23 protein-coding genes and 2 pseudogenes are annotated in these 23966 nt (G+C 64.5%); 11 read left to right on the forward strand and 14 right to left on the reverse strand.

The features are described from left to right. Window positions 1-23 precede the first annotated feature (23 nt). From FXB38_RS43815 to FXB38_RS14360, 3 genes and pseudogenes are all read left to right on the forward strand, one after another. Window positions 24-485 (forward strand): annotated as a pseudogene (locus FXB38_RS43815) (CHASE3 domain-containing protein); the annotation flags it as partial. Window positions 486-581: 96 nt separating this feature from the next. Further along, window positions 582-1877, forward strand: a pseudogene (locus tag FXB38_RS14355) (sensor histidine kinase); the annotation flags it as partial. A gap of 147 nt (window positions 1878-2024) precedes the next feature. Then, complete coding sequence (locus tag FXB38_RS14360; protein WP_148751487.1) at window positions 2025-3350, forward strand: LVIVD repeat-containing protein; 1326 nt, start codon at window positions 2025-2027, stop codon at window positions 3348-3350. Window positions 3351-3378: 28 nt separating this feature from the next. Here FXB38_RS14360 and FXB38_RS14365 read toward each other — a convergent pair whose 3' ends face one another. Continuing rightward, complete coding sequence (locus FXB38_RS14365; RefSeq protein WP_148751488.1) at window positions 3379-4551, reverse strand: M20 aminoacylase family protein; 1173 nt, start codon at window positions 4549-4551, stop codon at window positions 3379-3381. Between the two features lie 610 nt (window positions 4552-5161). Here FXB38_RS14365 and FXB38_RS14370 point away from each other — a divergent pair. After that, on the forward strand, window positions 5162-5749 hold the full coding sequence (locus FXB38_RS14370; protein WP_148751489.1) for a TetR/AcrR family transcriptional regulator: 588 nt from the start codon (window positions 5162-5164) through the stop codon (window positions 5747-5749). An 11-nt stretch (window positions 5750-5760) separates the two neighbouring features. Here the strand turns inward: FXB38_RS14370 and FXB38_RS14375 are convergent, their stop codons facing one another. The 3 genes from FXB38_RS14375 to FXB38_RS14385 all read right to left on the reverse strand — a co-directional run bounded on the left by FXB38_RS14375 (window position 5761) and on the right by FXB38_RS14385 (window position 8195). Beyond that, complete coding sequence (locus tag FXB38_RS14375; RefSeq protein ID WP_148751490.1) at window positions 5761-6069, reverse strand: hypothetical protein; 309 nt, start codon at window positions 6067-6069, stop codon at window positions 5761-5763. Window positions 6070-6169: 100 nt separating this feature from the next. Next, window positions 6170-6820, reverse strand: a complete 651-nt coding sequence (locus tag FXB38_RS14380) for a response regulator (protein WP_148751491.1) — start codon at window positions 6818-6820, stop codon at window positions 6170-6172. 7 nt (window positions 6821-6827) lie between these two features. Next, a complete protein-coding gene (locus FXB38_RS14385; RefSeq protein WP_148751492.1) occupies window positions 6828-8195 on the reverse strand; it encodes a sensor histidine kinase in 1368 nt (455 codons plus the stop codon). Window positions 8196-8408: 213 nt separating this feature from the next. Between FXB38_RS14385 and FXB38_RS14390 the strand changes: the two genes are divergently transcribed. The 5 genes from FXB38_RS14390 (at window position 8409) to FXB38_RS14410 (ending at window position 12744) form a co-directional block, all read left to right on the forward strand. Further along, entirely contained in the window at window positions 8409-9179 is a 771-nt protein-coding gene (locus FXB38_RS14390; RefSeq protein ID WP_148751493.1) for a MotA/TolQ/ExbB proton channel family protein, read from the forward strand. Continuing rightward, window positions 9176-9847 carry a DUF2135 domain-containing protein gene (locus FXB38_RS14395; protein ID WP_027534510.1) on the forward strand — a complete coding sequence of 224 codons (672 nt, stop codon included), beginning with the start codon at window positions 9176-9178 and terminating at the stop codon, window positions 9845-9847. The genes FXB38_RS14390 and FXB38_RS14395 overlap by 4 nt, the downstream gene beginning before the upstream one ends. Then, window positions 9840-10445: a hypothetical protein gene (locus FXB38_RS14400; RefSeq protein ID WP_148751494.1), complete on the forward strand. Its 606-nt coding sequence runs from the start codon at window positions 9840-9842 to the stop codon at window positions 10443-10445. Before FXB38_RS14395 ends, FXB38_RS14400 begins: the two co-directional genes overlap by 8 nt. Before the next feature lie 112 nt (window positions 10446-10557). Beyond that, entirely contained in the window at window positions 10558-11298 is a 741-nt protein-coding gene (locus tag FXB38_RS14405; protein ID WP_148751495.1) for a metallophosphoesterase family protein, read from the forward strand. A gap of 6 nt (window positions 11299-11304) precedes the next feature. Beyond that, window positions 11305-12744, forward strand: a complete 1440-nt coding sequence (locus FXB38_RS14410; protein WP_148751496.1) for a serine/threonine protein kinase — start codon at window positions 11305-11307, stop codon at window positions 12742-12744. Window positions 12745-12749: 5 nt separating this feature from the next. Here FXB38_RS14410 and FXB38_RS14415 read toward each other — a convergent pair whose 3' ends face one another. The 4 genes from FXB38_RS14415 to rpe all read right to left on the reverse strand — a co-directional run bounded on the left by FXB38_RS14415 (window position 12750) and on the right by rpe (window position 14141). Further along, window positions 12750-12941 (reverse strand): hypothetical protein, encoded by a 192-nt coding sequence (locus tag FXB38_RS14415; protein WP_148751497.1) that lies wholly within the window; start codon window positions 12939-12941, stop codon window positions 12750-12752. Window positions 12942-12963: 22 nt separating this feature from the next. Continuing rightward, entirely contained in the window at window positions 12964-13143 is a 180-nt protein-coding gene (locus tag FXB38_RS14420) for a hypothetical protein (protein ID WP_148751498.1), read from the reverse strand. 4 nt (window positions 13144-13147) lie between these two features. After that, window positions 13148-13288, reverse strand: a complete 141-nt coding sequence (locus FXB38_RS42725) for a hypothetical protein (protein ID WP_187434870.1) — start codon at window positions 13286-13288, stop codon at window positions 13148-13150. A 151-nt stretch (window positions 13289-13439) separates the two neighbouring features. Continuing rightward, window positions 13440-14141: a ribulose-phosphate 3-epimerase gene (gene rpe / locus FXB38_RS14425; protein ID WP_148751499.1), complete on the reverse strand. Its 702-nt coding sequence runs from the start codon at window positions 14139-14141 to the stop codon at window positions 13440-13442. Between the two features lie 253 nt (window positions 14142-14394). Here rpe and FXB38_RS14430 point away from each other — a divergent pair, with 253 nt between their 5' ends. Continuing rightward, window positions 14395-15216, forward strand: a complete 822-nt coding sequence (locus FXB38_RS14430) for an EF-hand domain-containing protein (protein WP_148751500.1) — start codon at window positions 14395-14397, stop codon at window positions 15214-15216. A gap of 15 nt (window positions 15217-15231) precedes the next feature. On the opposite strand, the gene FXB38_RS14435 is transcribed toward FXB38_RS14430, so the two are convergent. Together FXB38_RS14435 and FXB38_RS14440 are read right to left on the reverse strand one after the other, a co-directional pair. Further along, window positions 15232-16227, reverse strand: coding sequence for a P1 family peptidase (locus FXB38_RS14435; protein WP_148751501.1), 996 nt, complete (start codon window positions 16225-16227; stop codon window positions 15232-15234). A gap of 52 nt (window positions 16228-16279) precedes the next feature. Then, window positions 16280-19087: a PAS domain S-box protein gene (locus FXB38_RS14440; protein WP_246229888.1), complete on the reverse strand. Its 2808-nt coding sequence runs from the start codon at window positions 19085-19087 to the stop codon at window positions 16280-16282. 250 nt (window positions 19088-19337) lie between these two features. Here FXB38_RS14440 and FXB38_RS14445 point away from each other — a divergent pair, with 250 nt between their 5' ends. Beyond that, window positions 19338-19724 carry a response regulator gene (locus tag FXB38_RS14445; protein ID WP_148751503.1) on the forward strand — a complete coding sequence of 129 codons (387 nt, stop codon included), beginning with the start codon at window positions 19338-19340 and terminating at the stop codon, window positions 19722-19724. 74 nt (window positions 19725-19798) lie between these two features. Here the strand turns inward: FXB38_RS14445 and FXB38_RS14450 are convergent, their stop codons facing one another. The 4 genes from FXB38_RS14450 to livM form a co-directional block, all read right to left on the reverse strand. Beyond that, window positions 19799-20917, reverse strand: a complete 1119-nt coding sequence (locus tag FXB38_RS14450; RefSeq protein ID WP_148751504.1) for a branched-chain amino acid ABC transporter substrate-binding protein — start codon at window positions 20915-20917, stop codon at window positions 19799-19801. A 148-nt stretch (window positions 20918-21065) separates the two neighbouring features. Continuing rightward, window positions 21066-21809 (reverse strand): ABC transporter ATP-binding protein, encoded by a 744-nt coding sequence (locus FXB38_RS14455; protein WP_148751505.1) that lies wholly within the window; start codon window positions 21807-21809, stop codon window positions 21066-21068. Beyond that, window positions 21806-22639 carry an ABC transporter ATP-binding protein gene (locus FXB38_RS14460; RefSeq protein ID WP_148751506.1) on the reverse strand — a complete coding sequence of 278 codons (834 nt, stop codon included), beginning with the start codon at window positions 22637-22639 and terminating at the stop codon, window positions 21806-21808. The genes FXB38_RS14455 and FXB38_RS14460 overlap by 4 nt, the downstream gene beginning before the upstream one ends. Next, a complete protein-coding gene (livM, locus tag FXB38_RS14465; protein WP_148751507.1) occupies window positions 22636-23961 on the reverse strand; it encodes a high-affinity branched-chain amino acid ABC transporter permease LivM in 1326 nt (441 codons plus the stop codon). Before livM ends, FXB38_RS14460 begins: the two co-directional genes overlap by 4 nt. Between the last annotated feature and the right edge of the window lie 5 nt (window positions 23962-23966).

Genomic DNA, 23966 nt, shown 5'->3' on the forward strand with positions numbered 1-23966 from the left:
CGCGCGTCGAAGATCCACGGCCAATGTCAGTCCTTGCTCCGGGCTATTATCTGCGGTGGTTTGCTCGTCCGCTGATCCTTGCGGTCGCAGTGCTTTTGACCCTGTTTGTCGCGACCGGCTTCCTTGGCCTGCAATATTGGCAGGAGCGGCAAGCAGCTCATCACTTCACCGAGCATAGCCGCCAGGTACTCGAAACGCTCGATCGGCTGCGGGCGATCGTCGCGGAGCTCGAGACCGAAAGGCGCGGGTATCTCATGACCCTCGACCCCGCCTATCTCAAGGCCTACGGCGTCTCTGACGAAAGTGTACGACGGGAAGCTCAGGCGCTGCAGACGCTGGTCGCGGACGATCCGTTGCAGGGCCTTCGGGCCGGACATCTGGCACTGACAGTTGCAGCCACGCTGCGCGAGATCGACGAGCTGCTGAAGACGGCCGGCACGTCCGGGCAGGCCGCGTTGGCAATGATCCGCAGCATGGACGAGATCCGCTCGCAAATCGACCAGATGGTGGATCACGAGCGCTTTCGGCTCGCCAACCGGGAGGCGCGTGCCGAAGCATTCGAGCGACGCTGGACCTGGCTGATCGCCGGCGCCGTTGTCCTCGTCGTCGCGCTGGCCGGAGCGGCGCTGGCGCTCGCGCGGCTCGAAGCGAAGCGGCGGAGAAAGGCGACCGAGGAGAACATCCAGCTCCAGAGTGATCTTGCAGCACGAGATATCAAGATCAGGCGCCTGTTCGATGCCAACATCATCGGCATCATCATCTGGGAAGTCCAGGGGCGCATTCTCGAGGCAAATGATGCGTTCCTGCGCATCGTGGGATACGACCGGGAGGATCTCGCCTCAGGACGCTTGCATCGGACCGATCTCACACCGCCGGAATGGCGCGACCGCGACTTGCAGACCGTGGCGGAATTGAAGCGGGTCGGGACGGCCCACCCATTCGAGAAGGAGTATGTGCGGAAGGACGGAAGCCGTGTGCCGGTGCTGATCGGCGGGACCATGTTTGGAGAAGGTACGGATAATGGCGTCGGCTTTGTCCTCGATCTGACGGCTCTCAAGCGGGCTGAAGCCGAAGGCCGCGAACACGAGCGGCGCTACCGTGAAGCCTTGATGGAGCTCGCGCACGCCAATCGCGTCACTACGATGGGGCAACTCACCGCTTCGATTGCCCATGAAGTCAACCAGCCGATCGCCGCGATCGTGGCGAACGCCGAGGCCGGGTTGAACTGGTTGGAGGCTCAACCGCCAAATCTGGAGCGGGTGCGACAGACGCTCGACTGGATCACCAATGACGGCATGCGAGCCGGCGACATCATCGGTCGGATCCGGGCGCTCATCAGGAATGCTCCCCCGCAAAAGGAGAATCTGGAGATCAACCAGGCGGTGCTTGAGGTCATCGCGCTGACACGCAGTGAAGCGTTCAAGAACGGCGTCTCGGTGCGAACGCAATTTGACGAGGGCTTGCCACCCATTCAGGCAGATCGGGTTCAACTTCAGCAAGTGGTGCTCAACCTGATCGTCAACGCGATCGAGGCGATGGCCGCGGTCGGCGAGGGAGGACGCGAGTTGCTGATCAGCACCGGCAGAGATGGATCGGACGGCGTGCACGTCACCTTGCGGGATTCCGGTCCGGGGCTGGATCCGCAGAACATGGAGCGCCTGTTCGACGCCTTCTACACCACCAAGCCCACAGGTATGGGGATGGGCCTGGCCATCTGCCGCTCGATCATCGAGGCGCATGGCGGGCGGATGTGGGCCGGCCCAAACGAACCTCGGGGCGCCGTCTTCCAGTTCACCCTGCCTCTCGCGTCAGACCAGACCGCATCTCGCGCGATGAGCGCGGGTGAGCCGATGGGCCTACGCTCGGTGGTCCGATGATGGGCTCCGCGGTGCGCGTGTTCAAGGTGCACACGCTGCTCGCGCCGTTAGTGATGCGGCACGAGGTCGTGCAGGCGTAGGAGCGCGCAAGGCTTGCATGCCTCGCCACGAGCGCGCATCATCCCCAAAAAACACTGGGGGAAACCGATGTGCCAAGTCTCTCGCCGCCGCCACCTTCAACAATTGTCGGGCGTGTTCGGAGCCGCTGCGCTCTCCGGGTGGTCGAGCCAGGCGCGGGCTGCAGAGCCGGATATTCCCCCTGAAGGCATCGGTAAGGGCATCCAGCACATCTCCTACAGCGACATCGGCGGACGGCCCGACAGCGTCCAGGTGATGTTAAACCGGCAGCACATCTATGTCGGGCACATGTTCAGCGACGGCGTGACGATTTTGGACGCCTCCGATCCGCGTGCGCTGAAGCCGGTCAATTTCTTCACGGCGGGACAATACACCCGCACCCACCATCTCCAGGTGGCCGAAGACATGCTGCTGCTTGCAAACGGCGCCCATATCGTCGCGATGCAGTCCTACGACAATATGCGCGGCTATTTCGAGAACACGCTGGTCGACAGCATCACCAAGGCGAAGAAATTCCGCTCGGGCCTCTCCATTCACGACATCTCCAAACCCGGCAAGATGCGCGAGATCGCATTCCTCGAAATACCCGGCTTTGGCATCAACCGTCTCTGGTGGCCGGGCGGCCGCTATGCCTATGTGTCGGCGCATTTCGATGGATTCACCGACCACATCCTCTGCGTGGTCGACCTCAAGACCATCACCAAGCCGGAGATCGTCGCAAAATGGTGGCTGCCGGGCATGAACCGCGCGGCCGGCGAGCCGGCGACGCCGAAAGGCAAGCGCTTCGCGCTCCATCACATGATCACGGCGGGTGATCGCGGCTATGCCGCTTGGCGCGATGGTGGCTTCACCATCCACGACATCAGCGATCCCACAAATCCAAAACTGCTGTCCCACATCAACTGGTCGCCGCCCTTTGCCGGCGGCACGCACACGCCGCTGCCGCTGCCGAAGCGTCAGCTTGCGATCGTCGCGGATGAAGCGAACGCGGATCAATGCGCCAAGGGCCTGTTCCATACATTCGTGCTCGACGTCCGCGCGCCGGAAAACCCGGTGCCGATCGCAACCCTGCCGACGCCGCGCGACCGCGATTTCTGCACGAACGGTACCTTCGGCCCGCATAATCTGCACGAGAACCGTCCGGGCTCATTCCAGAGCGAGGAGACGATTTTCGCGACCTATAACAATGCCGGCATGAGGGTGTTCGACGTCAGGGATGCCTTTGCGCCGAAGGAGATCGCGTACTGGGTGCCGCCGACGCCGAACAAGCTCGTCGACCCTCGCCCGAACGTCGCGCTCGCGGCGAAGACCTGTGACGCCTATGTCCGGCCCGACGGCATGATGTTCGTCAGCGACTGGAACGCCGGCATGCACGTGCTGCAATATCAGGGGTGAGAAGCCTTCGCTAACCCACCGTACGATTTCAGCCCACCGGCATCGTCGTTTCGATCAGGCGCACCCAGAACGATGCGCCGTGGCCGAGGATGTTGTCGTTGAAGACGTAGGCCGGGTGGTGGCACGCCGGGCTGTCACCCATGCCGACCAGCACCATTGCGCCGGGCCGCTCTTCGAGCATGAACGAGAAATCCTCCGCGCCCATCATCGGAATGATTTTGTCGTTGACGCGGTCGGCACCGACGATGCCGCGGGCGACGTCGGCGGCGACGCCGGCTTCGCGCGCATGATTGAAGGTCACCGGATACATCCGCGTGTATTTCGTTTCCGCCGAGCCGCCATAGGCGCGGGCGACGCTTTCGGCGACTTCGCCGATCCGGCGCTCGACGAGATCGCGTACGTCGGGATCGAGCGTGCGCACGGTGCCGCTGAGCTCGGCGGTCTCGGGGATGATGTTGAAGGCGGTGCCGGCGTGGAATTGCGTGACCGAGATCACCGCCGATTTCAGCGGATCGACGTTGCGCGCGACGATCGATTGCAGCGCGTTGACGATCTGCGAGCCGATCAGGACGCTGTCGATCGCCTGGTGCGGGGTGGCGCCGGCATGGCCGCCCTTGCCGTGCACGGTGATGCGGATGTTGTCGGAAGAGGCGAGCAGCGGACCGGGCGTGGTCGCGAAATGCCCCTCGGCGAGGCCCGGCATGTTGTGCATGCCGTAGACCTGGTCGATGTTCCAGCGCGTCATCAGCCCGTCCTCGACCATGGCCTTGCCGCCGCCGCCACCTTCCTCGGCGGGCTGGAAGATCACGACCGCCGTGCCGTCGAAATTGCGCGTCTCGGCGAGGTACTTTGCGGCGCCCAGCAGCATCGCGGTGTGGCCGTCATGGCCGCAGGCGTGCATCTTGCCCGGGATCTTCGAGGCGTAGGGCACATCGGCGGTTTCCACGATCGGCAGCGCGTCCATGTCGGCGCGCAGGCCGATAGCCTTCCCGGAGCCGGACTTGCGGCCGCGGATCACGCCGACCACGCCGGTGCGGCCGATCCCCGTGACCACCTCGTCGCAGCCGAACTCGCGAAGCTTGTCGGCGACGATGCCGGCGGTGCGGTGGACTTCGTAGAGCAGCTCCGGATTCTCGTGGAAATCATGGCGCCAGGCGGCCATTTCGTCGGAGAGGGCGGCGATGCGGTTGACGATGGGCATGGGGAGGATCCGTTTCTTCTTCGTAGGGCGGGTGAGCGCAGGGTAACCCGCCGGGGAGGTGGGCGGCGACTCTAGGGGGTGGCGCCGGTCAAAATGCTTTTTACGCCGTGATTTGGCAGAGGGGGAGGGCCAAACAAACGGTACGGCAAGGTGGCGGGGGATGATGGATGTTTTCAGCCTCCGACGCGGCCGGCGGCCCGGGCCGGGTCGGCTGGCAAGGCTGTCCGCAAATATTAGCTGTCAATCACGGATCATTGACTGACAGATATTGAAATCTGTCAGAGAGAGATGTATATCCGTTCTCGGACGCTCCGATTGGGCGTCTGGCGGCATCCGGGAAGCCCAGAGTCCCAACAAACGAGGATCGAGGGTCGAAATTGAATAATGGGGACCGCCAATGATTGGAGACTTGCGACAATGACGACCGAAATCATCAATCTCACCGGGACGATTGGGCACTGGCTCAATTTACTGGTAGCGCGCCAGATCGCGGCGCAGGCTGCAAAACTGCCTCATTAAAGCGAGAGCTTTCCGAACCGACCGGTGTGGGCGCTTCGGTAAGCATCCATCGCCGGGTAACTGGACCCTGAACGGGGAATATGGTGCTGGCATGAACGAAGCCGTTATCTTGACGCCGGAGCGAATCCTCGAAGTCACCGAGGACGTCTTGCGGCGCTACGGACTTGCCAAGGCCACAGTGGTCGACGTTGCCCGTGCGCTCGATGTGAGCCACGGCAGCGTCTATCGCCATTTCCCGAGCAAGGCCTCGCTGCGTGAGGCCGTAGCCAAGCGCTGGCTCGACCGTATTGACGCGCCGCTCCTGGCCATCGCCGAGGAGCAGGGCTCTGCGCCGGCGCGGCTCGACCGCTGGCTTCGCACGCTGTTCGCGGCCAAGCGTTCACGCGTGCTCGAGGACCCCGAGATGTTCGAGACCTATCTGACGCTGGCCCGCGAGGCCTGCGCGGCGGTCAAGTGTCACAAGGACACCATGATCGACCAGATCGCAGCGATCCTGTCCGATGGCGTGAAGCAGGGCGTGTTCGAAGTGACCGACGTCAAGACCACCGCACGTGCCCTGTTCGATGCGACCTGCCGCTTCCACCATCCGGCCCATGCCGACGAATGGAAGGATGCCGAGCTGCCCGCGCGCGTCGATGCGACGCTCGCCCTGTTGCTGCGTGGGCTGAAGGCGGCCTAGAAGCGCTCCTCCTAGCTTACCCTCTTGGCTTGAAGCGCTCCGCCGTTGCGGGGCGCGGACGAGGATGTGGCGTGCCTTCGCGGGTGGAATGTGCCGTCGGACGACGGGACGACCGGCGGGCTCTCCGGATATGCACTGACCGCGATTTCGACGACGTCCTTCGACTGCTTTCGGAGGCGGTAGAATGTCAGCTCCTGATCGAGCATAGGACAGCGGAACTGGACAACAGCCGTGTCCGGCAAGCGGCAAAGCTGGTCGATCAGCTCGCCTACGGTGATGACGGTGGGATGGTCGACTGCCTTGTGATGAGCTTTACTCATGGCGTGTTACTCCTCCGCTCCGCTACTAACCGGGGTTGGATGGCCTGCGTTCCATTGCGTTCAGCAGATTGAAGGACCCGGAAATCCGGCAGTCCCGCTGCTAGATCTTCGTCAGCCCGCAAGCTGCCGCCAGCCGGACGAGCTGCGCATCCGTGCGTGTGCCAGTCTTGGTCTTGATCAAGTAGTGATAATTCTGGACCGTCTTGACGCTGAGATTGAGATGCGTCGCGATCTCTTCGGTGGTGGCGCCGCCGGCGAACTGGCGCAAAATCTCGATCTCGCGCTCGCCCAGCTGATCCAGCGCTGAGCCTGTCGACAGGCTGTCCTCGGCCAGCACATGCGCGATGTCGTCGCTCATGGCCCGCTCGCCGCGGGCGACGCTGCGGATGGCGTTGACGACGGCGGAGGGGGCGCTGCTCTTGGTGACGAAGCCGGAAGCGCCGGCGCTGAACGCGGCTTTCACCAGCACGGCCTCGTTGTGCATGGTGAAGACGAGGATCCGCGCCCGCGGATTGCGCGCGCGGATGTTGCGGATCGCCTCGAGGCCGCTGGCACCGGGCATCGAGATGTCCATCACGACGACGTCGGGATCATGCGTCTTGAAGGCGCCATAGGCATCCGCGGCGTTGTCGGCTTCCGCCACGACGTGGAGATCGCCCTGGCTCTCCAGCACGCGCCGATAGCCTTGGCGGACGATCGGATGGTCGTCGACAAGCAGCACCGAAATGCCTGTTGCTGCGACCTCGCTCATGGCCGCCTCATGCTGCGAGCGGGATCGTTGCGGCGACACTGAGGCCGCGGCTCGCAGGCAGGATCGACAATGATCCGCCGGCGGCTGCGACACGCTCGCGGATTCCGGTGAGGCCGAAGCCCGCCGAGCGCGCCACGCGTGCCGCATCGCCGCCGCCGTCGTCCTCGACGCGGATCAGAAGCGCATCGTCCTCGCCTGCGCACCGCTCGACGTGCAACGAGATCTCGCGGGCCGCACCGTGGCGCAGCGCATTGGTCAGGCATTCCTGGGCGACGCGATAGGCGGTCGTAGCGGCCGGACCGCTGATGTCGGTGAGGTCGCCCTTGAGGTCGAGCTGGATCGTCGGCTGCGTCGCGCTCTGCGAGCGCCAGCTGTCGACGAGGTTGACGAGGCTCGCTTCCAGCCCGAGCTCCTCGGGCAGGGGATTGCGCAGGCGCTTCAGCGCATCACGCAGCGAAGCCATCAAATGGTGAGTGGCCTGCGAGATCATGTGCGCGTCCTGCGCGATGCCATGATCCCCGTCTTTCGGACTCGCGGTCTCGATCGTGTTGGCGAAAGCGAGGATGGCGGAAAGATTCTGTCCGAATTCGTCGTGCAGCTCGCGGGCGAGCGCGCGACGTTCGTCGTCGCGGATCTCGATCAGGCGCCGTGTTAGCGCCGCGCGTTGCTCGACGGATTCTTCTAGCCGGCTGCCGAGCTTCTCGACGGCGCCGCCGATCATCCCAAGCTCCATGGAGCGGAAGCGCGGCAGCTTGGTGCGGTACTGGCCGCGCGCCATGCGTTGCAGGGCCGTTACGATGGCGCGCGCCGGAGCCAGCGTGTGTGCGATCGCAAGCGAAGCGAGCAGCGCGATCGCCGCCGCCATCAGCAGCGCGACGTCGATCACGTTGAGGATGTACTCCCAGGCGAGCAAGATTGCGGCTGCTTCGTCCGGCGTCGCGACGACCGTTCCGGCGGCAGCGGCGCGCGGGCTGACGGGCCGCACCACCTCGGCGTGGCTGCCGAGGAAGGTCGGCACGATCGACGCGAACCAGCGCGGCGGCGCCCTGCCGATGCCCTGGCTCTGGCCGCACAGTGGCTTTTCGAATGCGGTCGCCGGTTGGAACTCGACGCAGACGCCGGGCGAGATCAGCTTCATCGTCTCCAGCGTCCGCCACTCCGGAACCGGCACGAGATGCTCGCGCATTCTGCTGCTGCGCAGCAAGAGCTCATGCCAGTACAGTGCCTGAAGCGCCTGCGCGACCCGCTGCGCGGAGGCCGCAGTCGCCCGGTCGATGCTGCGATAGGCATCGAACGTGGCCCATATGGTCGCGGCGCCCAGGCAGAGCGCAACGATGAGGAGCAGGCGGGCGACAAGCTGAAGCACGAGGCGCATGCGATCACCCCAAAGTTTGGTAAGCTCAGCCTAACAACGTCGCCGCGCCTTGCCAATTGCAGGGTTTGGGCCGGAGCGCGGCTCGGGCAAATTTCCCAAGCCGGATTGGGCATGGGTCTTTGGACCTGGTGCGGCGGCTTTGATCTAATCGGCAAGGATCCTTTACAAGCCAATCGTCGCAGGCCAATCCCTGCAGGTCAGGAGCAGTGCAGCATGAGTTCGATGACGATTGGACCGATCGCGAACACCGCGACTGACCCATCCGAGCGCAGCGCGCTGCTGTTCTGGATGATCTTCACAGGGCTGTCGATCTTTGCCGTCGTGCTGCTGTGGCGGTTCGGCCTGATCCATCTGATGCTGACCTCGGACCGGACCTACATTTCGAGCGTGATCGCGGTGCTCTATATCCTGACCTGCGGTCATTGCTTCCTGCGCACACGGGCAATTGCCCGTGAGGGGGCGGCGGCACGGCGCTGCCGCGCGGTGCTGGCGGCGCCAGATGGCAGCAAGGTGCTCGATGCGAGCGCGTCTGCGCTGCCGCGCGGGCTGGTGCGGGATCACATCGAGAGCCTCGTGACCAAGGCCGCCGCGCAGGACTACCGCCCGGTCGACCAGACGCTGCTGTTGCGGACGCTTGCCGACCGCCTGCGCGGCTCCAACGGGTTCGGTGCCTTCGTCTCCGATACGCTGATGAAGCTCGGCCTGCTCGGCACCATCATCGGCTTCATCATCATGCTGGCGCCGATTGCCGGACTGGATGCCGCGGACAAGGTCGCGATGCGCTCCTCGATGGGGCTGATGAGCGACGGCATGGCGGTTGCGATGTACACGACTCTCGCCGGCCTCGTCGGCTCGATCCTGGTCCGCATCCAGTACTACATGCTCGATTCCGCGACCCAGCGGGTGTTCTCGGATGCCGTGGTGCTGACGGAGACCTATGTGACGCCTGTCCTGGAGCGCAAAGGCGCTGGAACGCCGTCATGATGGATGATTTCGGCCTCTATCCGCGCGAGGAGCCGTTCGATCCGCTGGGCGTGATGCTGTTCAAGGCGCTCCAGGTGGTCGCCTTCCTGTTCTTCCTCGCGCTGCTCGCGGTCTCGCCCGATGCCAAGGAGGGCAAGATCGACTCCAAGGCCGAGTTCATGATCACGCTGGACTGGCCGGACAATCACCCTGACGATCTCGACCTGTTCGTGCAGGACCCCGCCGGCAACATCGCCTGGTATCGCCACCGCGAGGCCGGCTTCCTCACGCTCGATCGCGACGATCGCGGCGGGGCCAACGACTTCATCATGGTCAACGGCAAGAAGATCGCCTCGCCCATCCGCGAGGAGATCGTGACGGTGCGCGGCATCGTCGCCGGCGAATACACCGTCAACGTCTCGCATTTCGTCGCCACGACCGGCGAGCCTGTTACGGCCAATGTGAAGGTGCAGAAGCTCAATCCGACCGCGCAGGTGGTCTTCGACAACAAGTTCACGCTCGACCACACCGGTGACGAGAAGACCGCGGTGCGGTTCCGGCTCGATGCCGAAGGCAAGGTGGTCAATGTGGACCAGCGGCCGAAATCGCTGCTGGAAACCTTCCGCAGCACCTGGCGCAACGGCGCTGACGTCGACCCCAAGACCGGTGTGAGGATACGCCGTGATTAATTTGCCGACGGTCATTCTCACGCTGTCGGTCGCCTATGCCGTGATCGGCGCGTTGTTGCTGGTCGTGCTGGTCTATGCGCGGCTGCACTGGTCGCTGAAGGCGGTCGCGGTGGTCGTGACCAGCGCCTTCTATGTCGTCAGCTTCTCGGAAATGCGCGGGCTGCTCGGCTGGGCCAGCACGGACAGGCTGCCCACCGCGTTCAAGCTGCTCAAGGCGCGGATCGTCGAGCCGCATTCGCTGGAGGGCGATCCCGGCTCGATCTATCTGTGGGTCGAGGAGCTCGACGAGGATCACCGTCCGAGCGGAATTCCGCGCGCCTTCCGCGTCCCCTACAACGACACTCTGGCCGACAAGACCCATGCAGCCGAGAACGAGATCGCTGCGGGCCACCCGCAAGGCGGGCGCGCGGCCGATTTTGGCGGCGGCGAGGGCAGCCTGATCGACATGGTCCGGGAATATGTGACGCCCAAAGCTATTCTCGAGACCAGCGGCGGCGATTCCTCCACCGGCGAGTTCAGTGCCCCGCCGGCCGGCGCGCAAGGAGCGGTGTTCACGCCGCTGCCGCCACCCCGGATGCCGCCCAAGGACGAGCAATAGCCTCTTCACCATTGCGCAGCGCGGCACTGGTAAACCGCCCGGCGCTGGCGCATCTTGTTGACCTCCCTCAAATCGGCTTTATCGGCCTCAAGAATTTGAGGGTGGAGGGTGCGTGCTTCTCGCTGTCTTCTCGGATATCCACGGCAACCGGCAGGCGTTCGAGGCGTGCCTGAAGGTGGCCCGCGCGAAGGGCGCAGAGCGGTTTGTCATGCTCGGCGATTTCGTCGGCTATGGTGCCGATCCGGAATGGGTCGTGGATACCGCGATGGAGCTGGTCGCCCAGGGCGCCGTCGCCGTTCGCGGCAATCACGACCAGGCCGTGAACTCCTCGTCCGAGACCATGAACAATGAGGCGCAGATCGCGATCGAATGGACGCGCGGGCGGCTCGACATCGCGCAGCGCCGGTTTCTTGCCGAGCTGCCGATGCTCGTCGAGGACGGCGACCGTCTGTTCGTGCACTCGGAAGCCTCTCATCCCCAGCGCTGGCACTACATTCGCTCGACGGCGGACGCTGCCAAGAGCCTGATATCGACCCCCGCCCACGTGACCTTCTGCGGCCACATTCACCGTCCCGCGCTCTATTCGATGTCGGTCACGGCGAAGATGACGGGCCTCGTGCCCAAGACCGATATTTCCATGCCGCTCCTGCGCGGGCGGCAATGGCTCGCCGTGCTTGGTGCGGTCGGTCAGCCGCGCGACGGTGATCCATCGGCGGCGTTCGTGCTGTTCGATACGACCTCATGCCAGATCACGTATTGCCGCGCCCCCTACGACGTGGCGAGCGCGGCGAACCGGATTCGGGAGAACGGCCTGCCGCACTGGCTCGCAGACCGGCTATCGGAGGGGCGCTAAAGGCCGATGCCGAAACCCATGGTCAAACCCGGCGCCGTGATCGACGGCTACACGATTGGCGAATGCGTTCATGCCGGCGGCATGGCGACGCTCTGGACCGTCACCCATGCCGGCATTGACGCCCGGCTGCTGATGAAGATCCCAAGGGCGTCCGAGGGCGAGGACCCTGCGGCGATCGTCTCCTTCGAGATGGAGATGATGATCCTGCCCCGGCTGACAGGGCCGCATGTGCCGCACTGCTATGGCACCGGCGATTTCGCGCATCAGGCCTACGCTGTGATCGAGCGAATTTCGGGGACAACGCTCTACAAGCGGTTGCCCGACCTGCCGCTGCCTTACGGCGAAGTTCGGCTGCTCGTCGCCAAGATCGCGACCGCGCTCGCTGATTTGCACCGGCAGAACGTGATCCATCACGACATCAAGCCGAGCAGCATCATGTTCCGCGATAATGGTGAGGCCGTGCTGATCGACTTTGGCCTGTCGCATCATAATCATCTGCCCGATCTGATGCAGGCGGAGTTCCGCCTGCCTTACGGCACCGCGCCCTATATGGCGCCGGAACGGCTGTTGGGGGTGCGCGACGATCCCCGCAGCGATCTGTTTTCGCTCGGCGTGCTGCTCTATTTCTTCACCACCGGCGAACGTCCATTCGGCGAGGGTGAGACGCTGCGCGCGATGCGGCGCCGGCTGTGGCGCGATCCTTATCCGCCGCGTGCGCTACGCAGCGACTATCCGCCCTGGCTCCAGGAGGTGGTGCTGCGGTGTCTCGAGATCGAGCCGGACTGGCGCTATCCGACAGCGGCCCAGCTCGCCTTCGATCTGACCCATCCGGACCAGGTCAAGCTCACCGCGCGCGCGGAGCGGATGAAGCGCGACCCCCTCAGTGTCGCCTGGCGGCGCCGTTTCAATCCCGACGTCAAGCCGTCGGGTGCGAGATCGGATCTTGCGACGCAAATTGCGATGAGCCCGATCGTTACGGTCGCGCTCGACACGGCGGAGGGTGCGCCGGAATTGAACGAGTCGCTGCGAGTCACCACAGAGCGCATCCTGGCGACGCTGCCGTCAGCCCGGCTCGCCTGTGTCAATGTGTTGAAGCTCAATCGCATTGCCGTCGACAAGACGCTGGACGAACAGGGCTCCAACAAGCACATCGACCGCCTCGTCGCGCTCCGGCACTGGGCGACACCCTTGAAGCTGGACGAGAGCCGGCTGTCGGTTCATGTGCTTGAGGCCGTCGATCCCGCGGCTGCATTGCTGGAGTTCGCCGAGGTCAACCAGGTCGACCATGTCATCATCGGCGCGCGACAGGGCTCGTTTCGGCGCACGTTGCTCGGCAGCGTCTCGGCCAAGGTGGCTGCGGAGGCGACCTGCACCGTCACCGTGGTGCGGCCGCCCCGGATGGCTGCGGACGCCGGCGAGGCTGATGCGGACGAGGCCGCGGGTTAGATAGATCAGGCCGCGTGGGCTATGTGGACCGAGCGCTTGCGGCGGATCGGCCAAGTGAAGTGCGGGCCGGCCTCGCCGTGATCCGCGCTGCCGCCGAAGTACTGAATGATCTCGCGGCAGGGTTCGCAGTTGAAGAGGTTACGCGACGCTGACGCCTTGGTCATTTCCTTCAGGCAGTTCGGGCAGTGCGGTTTCATCGATCTGGTCCAGAGCAAGATTTCAATGCTGGCGCGATGACCGGAACGGGTGGTCCGGGTCCGCCGTCTCGACGCGGGGATCGTCGATCATCGCGCCTTCGGTGCGTTCAAGCCGCCCGAAGAAATAATCGAGATTTGGATGCGGACGGCGCGGGATGCGGCACCTGCGTTTCGGCTGACGCTTGACGAGGGCGATCTGCATGGCATCAGGCCCGATAGCCGTTGCGGCCGATGATGCGGGTCGAACGCGCCGGGGCCCTTACCGGTCCGGCCGACGGGCCGAAAACAACGAACGCGCAAAAACCAATCCACAACGCCACGCCAGTCCAAACCAGGGTCGTCGTCATGATGTGCTCCTGTCCAATCAGGCAGGAATCACTAGCGGTGATTTGCGCGAATCAGGGAAGCCCGGAGGAGTACGGGTCGTGGTTGCAATTTTAGGCATTGCGCGTCGCAACACCCGCGAGGACCGCAGGTTTGCGGGCGCGTAGCGGTGCTTCAGATCGCTTCGCCGCGGGCCCCGAGCGCCGCGTTGCGGATCGCTGCGATGTTGGTCTTGTAGGCGTCCTGCGTGCCGCCTTTGAACACGGAGGTGCCGGCGACGAAGGCATTGGCGCCGGCGGCTGCGAGCGCGCCCGCGTTGTCGGGGCCGACGCCGCCGTCGACCTCGATGTCGATCGGCCGGCCGGCCATCATCGCGCGGATGTCGCTGATCTTGCCGATCGCCGAATGGATGAAGGCCTGGCCGCCGAAGCCCGGATTGACCGACATCACCAGCACGAGGTCGACCAGGTCGAGCACATATTCGAGCACGCTGATCGGCGTGCCAGGATTGAGCGAGACGCCGGCCTTCTTGCCGAGCGCGCGGATCGCTTGGAGCGAGCGGTGCAAGTGCGGGCCCGCCTCGGCATGCACGGTGATGTGGTCGCAGCCGGCCTTGGCAAAGGCCTCGAGATAGGGATCACAGGGCGAGATCATCAGATGCGCGTCGAACACCTTCTTGGTGTGCGGGCGCATCGCCTTGATGACGTCGGGGCCGTAGGAGATGTTGGGCACGAAGTGGCCGTCCATCACGTCGAGATGGATCCAGTCGGCGCCTGCGGCGTCGACCGCGCGAACCTCCTCGCCGAGCTTCGAGAAATCCGAGGCCAGGATCGAGGGCGCGATAGCCAGGGGGCGGCGGGCGAAGGCTTGGGTCATGGCGCGGTTTCCCGTGGCGGCCGAAGGGCGAATGGCCTCGCCTAACATGGGCCCCTCGGCGCGGCAATGCAGGGGGATGCGCTTCCTGTGGGCGGGAAAATTCTGCCCTCGGCGGCATGAATTGCCGATGTTCCCCGATCCCGGAGAGTGCGGCGGATACGGATTTCATTGAGCTTTTCGCGCTGGCACGACGCTTGCTGACCTGACGGCCAGAACATTGGCCGCGGCATGCCGCATGGGTTGGAGTTGTGCAATGTTGTTTGCGCTTGGCGCCGTCTCGAGTGCGCTCGATGCCATTCAATCGCTGACGAGCTCGAAGTCCTCGTCGTCGACCCAGAAGACCGGATCGTCGCGAGCTGCGACCGATCCATTCGCAATCGACACCGGCAGCAACAGCACGAGCAGTGGCGCGACCTCATCGGTCAATTCCGGTAATTGCGCGCAGATCTCGCCGGAGACGATGAGCGCGCTGATTGCCGCGCAAAGTCAGTCGTCGGACGGCACGAGCAGCTCGACCGGCTCCACGTCGGCGAGCTCGACGTCCTCGACATCGACGAGCCGGGATGATGCGTTGAAGGATCTGTTCTCGCAGCTCGACGCCAATGGCGACGGCCAGATCAGCAAGTCCGAATTCGAGAACGCGCTGGGCGCCGGCGGCACCAACCTGGCACAGGCCGACGACGTGTTCTCCAAGCTCGATGGCAATTCCGACGGCAGCGTCAGCCTCGACGAGATGTCGAAGGCGCTGAAGGGCAGCGGACATCATGGCGGCCACCACCATGCGCAGGCCGCGAGCGGCTCGGGCGATGCGTCCGGCAGCGACAGCGATTCCTCGTCGTCATCGTCGAGCGGCGGGTCGACCTCGACCACGTCGACCGGCGCCGACGGCTCGACCACCACCACCGTCACCTATGCCGATGGCTTCAAGATGACGACGACCGTGCCGGGCGCCTCCAGCTCTTCAAGCGCGTCGGGGGGCGGCAATTCGCCCTATGACTGGTTCGGCCAGATGATGCAGCGCCAGGCGCAGACCGGAGCGGGATCCGCGGCTTCATCGATGTCGATGAGCGTGTAAGCGCGCTCTGAAGCCCTAGCCAAACCGATCCTTCCACGCCGGCTGCGCGCCGGGGAACGGCAACGCGGTCGCGCTGTAGACGCCGCGGGCGATCGCGCGCGCAACCACGTTGGCTGCGACCATGCCGAGCTCGGTGAGGCCTGCGACCGGATCGATCGGCTTCGCACATGTCGCGGCGGCAAACAGCACGTCACCGTCCGTCGGGGCATGCACCGGATAGATCGCGCGCGCAAAGCCGGTATGCGCGATCATCGCCAGCCGCTTGGCCTGCGGCTTGGTCAGCGCCGCTTCGGTGACGACGATGCCGATCGTCGTGTTCTCGCGCTCGGTTGCGGCGGGGCCGCCCTTGATGCGCATCTTGAGCATGTCGTCGGTAAATTTGTCAGGCAGCCCGCGGCCGCCGAACTCGCCGTCGACCTCGAACGGCGCCGCCCAGAACCACGGTCCGTCGCCGACGGTGGCGCTGCCGACCGCATTGACGGCGATGAGCGCCGCGACCATCACGCCATTGCTGGTGACGGCGGAGGCCGAGCCGAGCCCGCCCTTGAATGTCGCGGTGGTGGCACCAAAGCCGGCGCCGACGCTGCCGAGCGCAAAATCCATCCCGGCGGCAACTGCTGCGGCATAGCCGAGATCGCGATAGGGCGCGAAGCGGCCCCACGCCTTATCGCCGCCGTTGAGCAGATCGAACAGGATCGCGCCCGGCACGATCGGGATCAGCGCCTCGCGCACGCGGAAGCCGCGGCCCTGCTCGGCAAGCCAGGCCTGGATGCCGCCGCCGGCCTCGATCCCGAAGGCGGAACCGCCGGACAGTGCGATCGCGTCAACGCGTTCGACCGTGCCGGCAGGATCGAGCAACGCGGCCTCGCGTGTCCCGGGTCCGCCGCCACGGATGTCGATCGCTGCCACCGCCGGCTGGTCGAACACGATCGCCGTCGCGCCTGAAGCGAGTCTTGCATCATGGGCGTGGCCGACGCGGACGCCGGCGATATCGGTGAGGAGGTTTTTCAAGGATGGCACTCCGCTGCGTCGCCTTCAGCGATAGCGCAGGCGAGCGGCCCGCTCAACTCGCCAGCGCCGTCCTGAGCATCTTGGCAAGCTCCGATTTGCGGTAGGGCTTTGCCAGCAGCAGCACGCCGGAATCGAGCCGGCCGTGATGGACGATGGCGTTTTCCGTATAGCCTGAGGTGAACAGCGTCTTCAGGTCGGGGCGCCGCCGCGCCGCCTCGTCGGCGAGCTGGCGGCCATTCATGTTGCCCGGCATGATGATGTCGGTGAAGAGCAGGTCGACGTCCTTGTCGGCATCGATGATGGCGAGGGCTTCGGCGGCGTTCGCCGCTTCGAGCGCGGTATAGCCGAGGCTCTTGACCTGGGTCATGACATACTGCCGCACCAGCGCGTCGTCCTCGACGACGAGGATTCTCTCGTTGCCGCCGGTGATGGGCACGTTCTGGAGCGACTCGTACTCGGTCTCCTGCACGCCGGTGGAACGCGGCAGGTAGATCTTCACGCTCGTGCCGTGGCCTTCCTCGCTGTAGATCTTGATGTGGCCGCCGGATTGCTTGACGAAGCCGAACACCATGCTCAGGCCGAGGCCGGTACCCTTGCCGACTTCCTTGGTGGTGAAGAAGGGGTCGAACACCCGCTCGATCAGGTCCGCCGGTATGCCCGAGCCGGTGTCGCTCACCGCGATCATCACGTAATTGCCGGCGACGACGTCGGGGTTCATGCTGGCATAGCCGTCGTCGAGGAAGATGTTGCGGGTCTCCAGCACCAGCGTGCCGCCGTCGGGCATCGCATCGCGCGCGTTCAGCGCCAGATTGAGAATCGCGGTGGAGAGCTGGCCCGGATCGACCATAGCGGGCCAGGCATCCTCGGTGAGCTGCGGCAGGATGGTGATCTGCTCGCCCAGCGTCGGGTGCAGCAGCTTGGCGGCCTCGAGCGTCAGCGCGTTGACGTCGATCTCGCGCGGCTGAAGCGGCTGCTTGCGGGCGAAGGCGAGCAGATGCTTGGTCAGTTGCGCGCCGCGCTCGGCGGCATCGTCGATCAGCTTGGTGATGGCGGCGAGCTCGGGTCGATCGGCCACGGCGTCCGCCAGGATACCGATCGTGCCGGTGATGACAGTGAGCACGTTGTTGAAATCGTGGGCGACGCCGCCGGTCAGCTGGCCGATCGAATCCATCTTCTGCACTTGCCGGAACTGGGCTTCCGCAGCCTGCTTCTCGGTCAGGTCGCGACCGATGAAGAAATGGCGCTTCACAGGCTCCGACCAGGTTCCCATCCAGTTCAGTGAGACCTCGTGACCGTCATAGTGGTAGTAGCGCGCCTCGAAGCTGCGCTTGGTCTGGCCGCGGCGCGCCGCGCGCATCTCGGCCCGCGTCTTCTCGAGGTCGTCGGGATGGATGAAGTCGGTCGCGCTATGCCCGATCATGTCCTCCGGGCTCAAGCCGAGAATGTCCTTCACGCTCGGGCTGACCTGGATGAAATTGCCAAAACCGTCGGTGACAAGGATCAGGTCGCGCGAGGTTTCGAAGATGCGCTCACGCTCCTCGATCTCGCGCCGCAGCTTCTCGCGCGATTGCTTTTCCTCGGTGATGTCATGGGCAATCTTGGATGCACCGATGATTTGCCCGCTGTCCGATCGCAGCGGCGAGACATTCAGGACGACGTGAAGTAGACGGCCGTCCTTGCGGAGGCGGACCGTCTCGTGCTGGGCGATCGACTCGTTGCTGCTGATGCGGTTGAGAATTCCCCTGGCTTCGGCCCTGCGGTCCTCGGGCACCATGAGGTCGATCGACTGGCCGACGGCCTCGGCGGCAGAATAGCCGAACAGGTGCTCGGCAGCCTTGTTCCAACCGGTGATGATGCCGTCGAGCGACTCGGTGATGATCGCATCGTTGGAGGACTCGACGACGGCGCCATACAGCGCGAGGCGTTTGCCGTAGAAGTCGCGATCCGACGCCGACTGTTCGCGCAACCGGCCGACGAGGCCCACCGTGTGGGCCTGAAGGCGGACATTCTCGATCAGTAGCACCGCGAGCACAAAGATTGCGGCGCAGAGCCCGTAGAGGCGGCCCGCGTAGAAACCGAGATCGTAGCGGGCGCTGTTGAATATCCCCGATAGGGCAATATCAAATAGCCAGGCGCACATCACCGCCATGAGCCAGACGTCGATCACCGCATGCGGCCGCTTGAACCACAGACCGATCAGGGCAGCAAAGCTCAAAGACCACACGAACGAGATCACGCCTACCTGCACGGTCGTGAAGCCGCCGCCTGCCTTCAACAGCGGCGGAAGCAGACCGTGCCCGGCGGTCACGATCCAGGTGAGGGCCGCCACTGCTGCGCCGACACCGAGCAAGCTGCCGATGATCGCGTTTCGCGTCGAACCGGAGATTTCGACTCCGCCGTTCACCCCCTTGCACCAGACATAAGCCAGCACGAACCCTGGAAAGCCGCCGTGCCAGATCATGTAGAGCCAGGCGGTTGTCTGCGGCCCGGCGCCAAACAGCCCATTCGGAGCGAAAAGGCCGGGAAAGCTGAGCGCGTGGACCAGGGCGGCTGTTGCTGTGAACAGATAGCCGCTTGAAAGCCACAACAGTGCGCGGGTCCGCAACACCGCAAATTGCGAGAACAACAGCACTGCAGTGATGATGTCGCAGACAGCGAGAGCGGATTGATAGCTCCCGATGAAGGCCGGCACCTGTATCAGCGGCGTACCCGCGAATGGGACGGCCAGCGCGAACAGGATCGCGGAGATGCCGACGATCGCCAATGCTGCAGTACGATCGCTCTGCGTGGCCGGCAAGGTCGAAAGGAATGTGCTTCGGTCGTTCTTTGCGTGCACGTTGACCTCTCGCTGGGTCGGCATGGTAGTCCGCATGACTTCGTTGGCCGGCTGCCTTGGTCTTCTGTCTTGGCATCCATGTTAGCCGGCTCCGGGCGCGTGTCCCGACGGAACCCGCCCGCGACTCAACCGAGGGTTACAGCTTACTTAACTTGGGCCGGGAATCGGAATAGGGAATCGGTAAGGTTGGCTTTACTCGATCGACCCATACTGCCTTGGCGCACGTTGCCGTTGAATTGAACCAATTCATGGTACGAATCCGGGAGTTGTTCCCATGCCCTGTGTCCTTGTTGTCGACGACCAGAAGGACGTCCGCGCCATGGTCTCGATCGTGCTTCGGGTCAATCGTTATGACGTTGTTGAAGCGGAGAGCGGCGCGGGCGGCCTGAAGGCCTTCGACGAGAACGTTTTCGACGCAGCGATTGTCGACATTTTCCTGACCGATACCAGTGGTATCGAGGTCATGGCCGCTATTCGCGAGCGGGTTCCCGGATTTCCGATCGTGGCGGTATCAGGCATGACGGCGCTGGACTTCATCGGCGAGGCGCCCGGCCTTGACGGCGTGGTCTGCCTGCAAAAGCCGTTTCGGCCGAACGACCTGCTGCAAGCGCTCCGGAAGGCGCAAGGAGATGCGGGCGGCGAATTGTCCGCAGCCGTCTGACCGGACTTCAAAAGAAAACGCCCCAGCGAACCGGGGCGTTGACGTCGTCTGGCTATAAGGTCAGGCGTCCTGTCTCAGGTGCCATTGCCCTTGATCTGGGCGTAGCCACCCTTCGCGTCCCACTTGTAGACAACGTAGTCGAGCTGCTTGATGTCGCCCTTGGCGTCATACTCGATCGGGCCGATCACGGTGTCCCACTTGCCGGCCTTCATCGCTTCCATGACCTTCTTGGCGTCGGTGGTGCCGGCCTTCTTGGCCGCCTGCGACCAGACCTGCATCGCCGCGTAGGTGTAGAGCGTGTAGCCTTCGGGATCGATGTTCTTGGCCTTGAAGGCGTCGACGATCTTCTTCGCGGTCGGCTTGTCGCGCGGATCGGGGCCGAAGGTGAACAGCGTGCCTTCGCCGGCAGGGCCGGTGATGGAGGCGTATTCCTTGTCGGCAAGCGCGTCGCCGGCCATCAGGATCGTCTTGAGGCCCTGGTCACGCATCTGACGCAGGATCAAGCCGCTTTCCTGGTGGTAGCCACCGACATAAACGAGATCGATGTTGTCGCGCTTCAGGCGCGAGACGATCGCGTTGAAGTCCTTGTCGCCCTTGTTGTAGGACTCGTACATCTTCTCGGTGACGCCGGCCTTGTTGAGCGCCTTCTTGGTCTCGTCCGCCAGACCCTTGCCGTAGGTGGTCTTGTCGTTGAGGATCGCGATGTTCTTGCCCTTGAAGTTCTTGGCGATGTACTGCGCCGCGATCAGGCCCTGCTGATCGTCACGGCCGCAGACGCGCGCCACGTTCCAGAGCTTGCGCTCGGTGAAGAGCGGGTTGGTCGAGGCCGGCGTGATCTCAAGCACGTTGCCGTCGGCATAGGCTTCGGAGGCGGGGATCGACGACGACGAGCAGTAATGCCCGGTGACGAACGGGATCTTGGCGCCGGCGATCTTTTCCGCGATCGAGCGCGCCTGCTTGGGATCGCAGGCATCGTCCTCGACGTTGAGCGCGAGCTTCTTGCCGTTGACGCCGCCGGCGGCGTTGATATCAGCCACGGCCATCTCGGCGCCGTTCTTCATCTGGCGGCCGAATGCGGACTCCGTGCCTGTCATCGGGCCTGCGACTGCGATGGTGACATCCTGCGCGAATGCCGCGCTCGACAGCGCGATCGAAGCGCCGAATGCCAGACCGATGAGCTTCAGTGATTTCATGAGATACCTCGTGGGTGATCGTCTGTGGAAGTTGCCGGGTTGGCCCGGTTCAAACCGGCGCCATTCTTGAATGAATCCCGGGAGAAGTCACCGGCAAAATACGCGCACTGCGGCAAAATTCGCAACATTCGACCGCACTCCGGCCCAATCAGCCGTGCCGGCCGCCCTCCAGATAGGCGGCGCGAATCTCGGGGCGCTGCAGCAACTCGGCGCCTGTTCCGGCAAGCGTGATCAGGCCATTGACCATGACGTAGCCGCGATGGGCAAGCTTGAGCGCATGGTTGGCGTTCTGCTCGACGATCAGGACGGTCAGGCCGTCCTGCCGGTTCAGGGTCCGGATCGCGTCAAAAATCTGCCGGGCGATCAGCGGTGCAAGCCCGAGCGAGGGTTCGTCGAGCAGGAGCAGGCGCGGACGGCTCATCAGGGCGCGCCCGATCGCCAGCATCTGCTGCTCGCCGCCGGACAGCGTGCCGCCGCGCTGGACGTAGCGTTCCTTCAGGCGCGGAAACAGCGAAAATACGCGCTCCAGCGTCGCCTCGCGCTCCGCATCGGTGCATTCTGTGGCGTCCGCGCCCATCTGGAGGTTTTCCGCCACGCTCATGCGCGGAAAGATGCGGCGGCCTTCCGGCGACTGCGCGATGCGCAGATGTGCGATCTCGTGGGTGGGGACGTCGGTGATGTCGCGGCCTTCGTACAGAATCTGGCCGGCGCGGGCGCGCGGCTTGCCGAAGATCGTCATCATCAGTGTCGATTTGCCGGCGCCGTTGGCGCCGATCAGCGCCACGATCTCGCCTGCATCGATCTGAACGTCGACGCCCTTCAGGGCCTCGATCTTGCCGTAGGCGGCGTGCAAGCCGCGGATCGCGAGCAGGGGAGTGGGGGCGGACGTCACGACCCGCTCTCCATCACGGCTACAGCCTCTTCCTCGTCGGTGCCGAGATAGGCGGCGATCACCTTGGGGTCGTCCCGGACCTCTCGCGGCGTGCCCTGGGCGATCTTCACGCCATGGTCCATCACCACGATGTGGTCGGAGATCTCCATGACCACAGACATGTCGTGCTCGATCAAGAGGATCGAGGTGCCGAGCTCGTTGCGGATCGACAGCAAGAGCTCGCTGAGCGCGGCGCTCTCGCGCGCATTGAGGCCCGCGGCCGGCTCGTCCAGGCAGAGGAGCGCAGGCTCGGTGCACATCGCGCGCGCGATTTCGAGCCGGCGCTGGTCGCCATAAGCGAGGTTGCCGGCGGCGTCATCGGCGCGGTCGAACAGTTTGATCCGCTTGAGCCAGTCGGTGGCGAGCGCGATCGCCCGCTTCTCGGCGGCGCGATAGGTGGGGACGCCGATCAGGCCGAGCAAGGTAAAGCCGGAGGCGAGCATCAAGGCATTGTGCTGCGCCACCATCAGGTTCTCGAGCGCCGTCATGCCGGGAAACAGCCGGATGTTCTGGAAGGTGCGGGCGACCTTCGCCTGCTTGGCGATGCGGAAATCGTTGAGCCGTTCCAGCGCGATTTGCCGGCCGTCGTCATGGGTGAGGCGAATGGCGCCGTCGCTCGGCTTGTAGAAACCGGTGATGCAGTTGAAGACGGTGGTCTTGCCGGCGCCGTTCGGCCCGATCAACGCGGTGATCTTTTTCCGTTCGGCTTCGAACGACAGCTCCTGCACCGCGACGATGCCGCCGAAACGCATGGTGAGCCGGTCGACGCTGAGAATTGGCTCGCCGCTCATCCATGCCCCTCCTTGACGAGGTCGGAGGAGATGACTTGCGCCTTGGTGAGATACACGGTCGGCGCGCGATGGCCGATGATGCCGCGCGGCCGCCAGATCATGATCAGCACCATCGCCATGCCGAACACCAGCATGCGGTAGTTCTCGAGGCTGCGGAACAGCTCGAAGCCGCCGATCATTGTGAGCGCCGCGAGCGCGACGCCGAGCTGCGAGCCCATGCCGCCGAGCACGACGATAGCAAGCACCAGTGCCGATTCCTGGAAGGTGAAGGATTCCGGGCTGATGAAGCCCTGGCGGGTCGCGAAGAACGCGCCGGCAAAGCCGCCGAACATGGCGCCTGTTGCGAACGCAGTGAGCTTGGTGGTCGTGGTGTTGATGCCGAGAGCGCGGCAAGCGACCTCGTCCTCGCGCAGCGCCTCCCAGGCGCGGCCGATCGGCAGGCGGCGCAGCCGGATCGTGACCCAATTGGTCAGCAGCGCCAGCGCCAGGATCAAATAGAACAGGAAGACGATGCGATGGGTCGGCGAGTATTCGATGCCGAGTTTTGCCGCCAGCCCGTCGTCGCTGTTGTCGAGCGGAATGCCGAAGAAGGATGGGCGGGGAATGCCGGAGACGCCGTTCGGACCACCGGTCAGACTCTGCCAGTTGATGATGACGAGACGGATGATCTCGCCGAAGGCGAGCGTCACGATCGCAAGATAGTCGCCGCGCAGGCGCAACACGGGAAAGCCGAGCAGCACGCCCCAGAACGCGGCAAGGATGCCGGCGAGCGGCAGGCAGATCCAGAACGACCAGCCGAAACTGGTGGCGAGCAGCCCGTAGGAATAGGCGCCGACCGCGTAGAAGGCGACGTAGCCGAGATCGAGCAGGCCGGCGAGCCCGACCACGACGTTGAGGCCCCAGCCCAGCATCACATAGGTGAGCACGAGGATCGCGAGGTCGAGGATGTAGCGCTGGTTATAGAAGATCACCGGCACCAGCAGCGTGAAGATCAGCAGTGCCGGCGCAAGGTAGCGGCCAATGAACGACATCCCGCTCTGCACGCTAGGTGGCACCAGCTTCTCGGCGCCGGTCGGGCCGATCCATTGCCTGAGCAGCTCGATCACGATCGAGCCGCCGAACACCGCACCGACGAGCGCGGCGACGTCGCCGAAGCGCGCCCAATAGGTGAGCTGGCCGTCGGAGCCCGCTTCGGTACGGATGCCGACCATCAGCGAGAACAGCACCAGCGCGATCAGCGCGTTGATGAAGGCGGTCTTCAGAAGGAAGGGGATGCCGGCGGTGCGACTTGCTTTGGTGGTCTCGTGCGGGGTGGCTGTCACGCGGG

Source organism: Bradyrhizobium cytisi, assembly GCF_008123515.1.
Taxonomy (GTDB): Bacteria; Pseudomonadota; Alphaproteobacteria; order Rhizobiales; family Xanthobacteraceae; genus Bradyrhizobium; species Bradyrhizobium cytisi.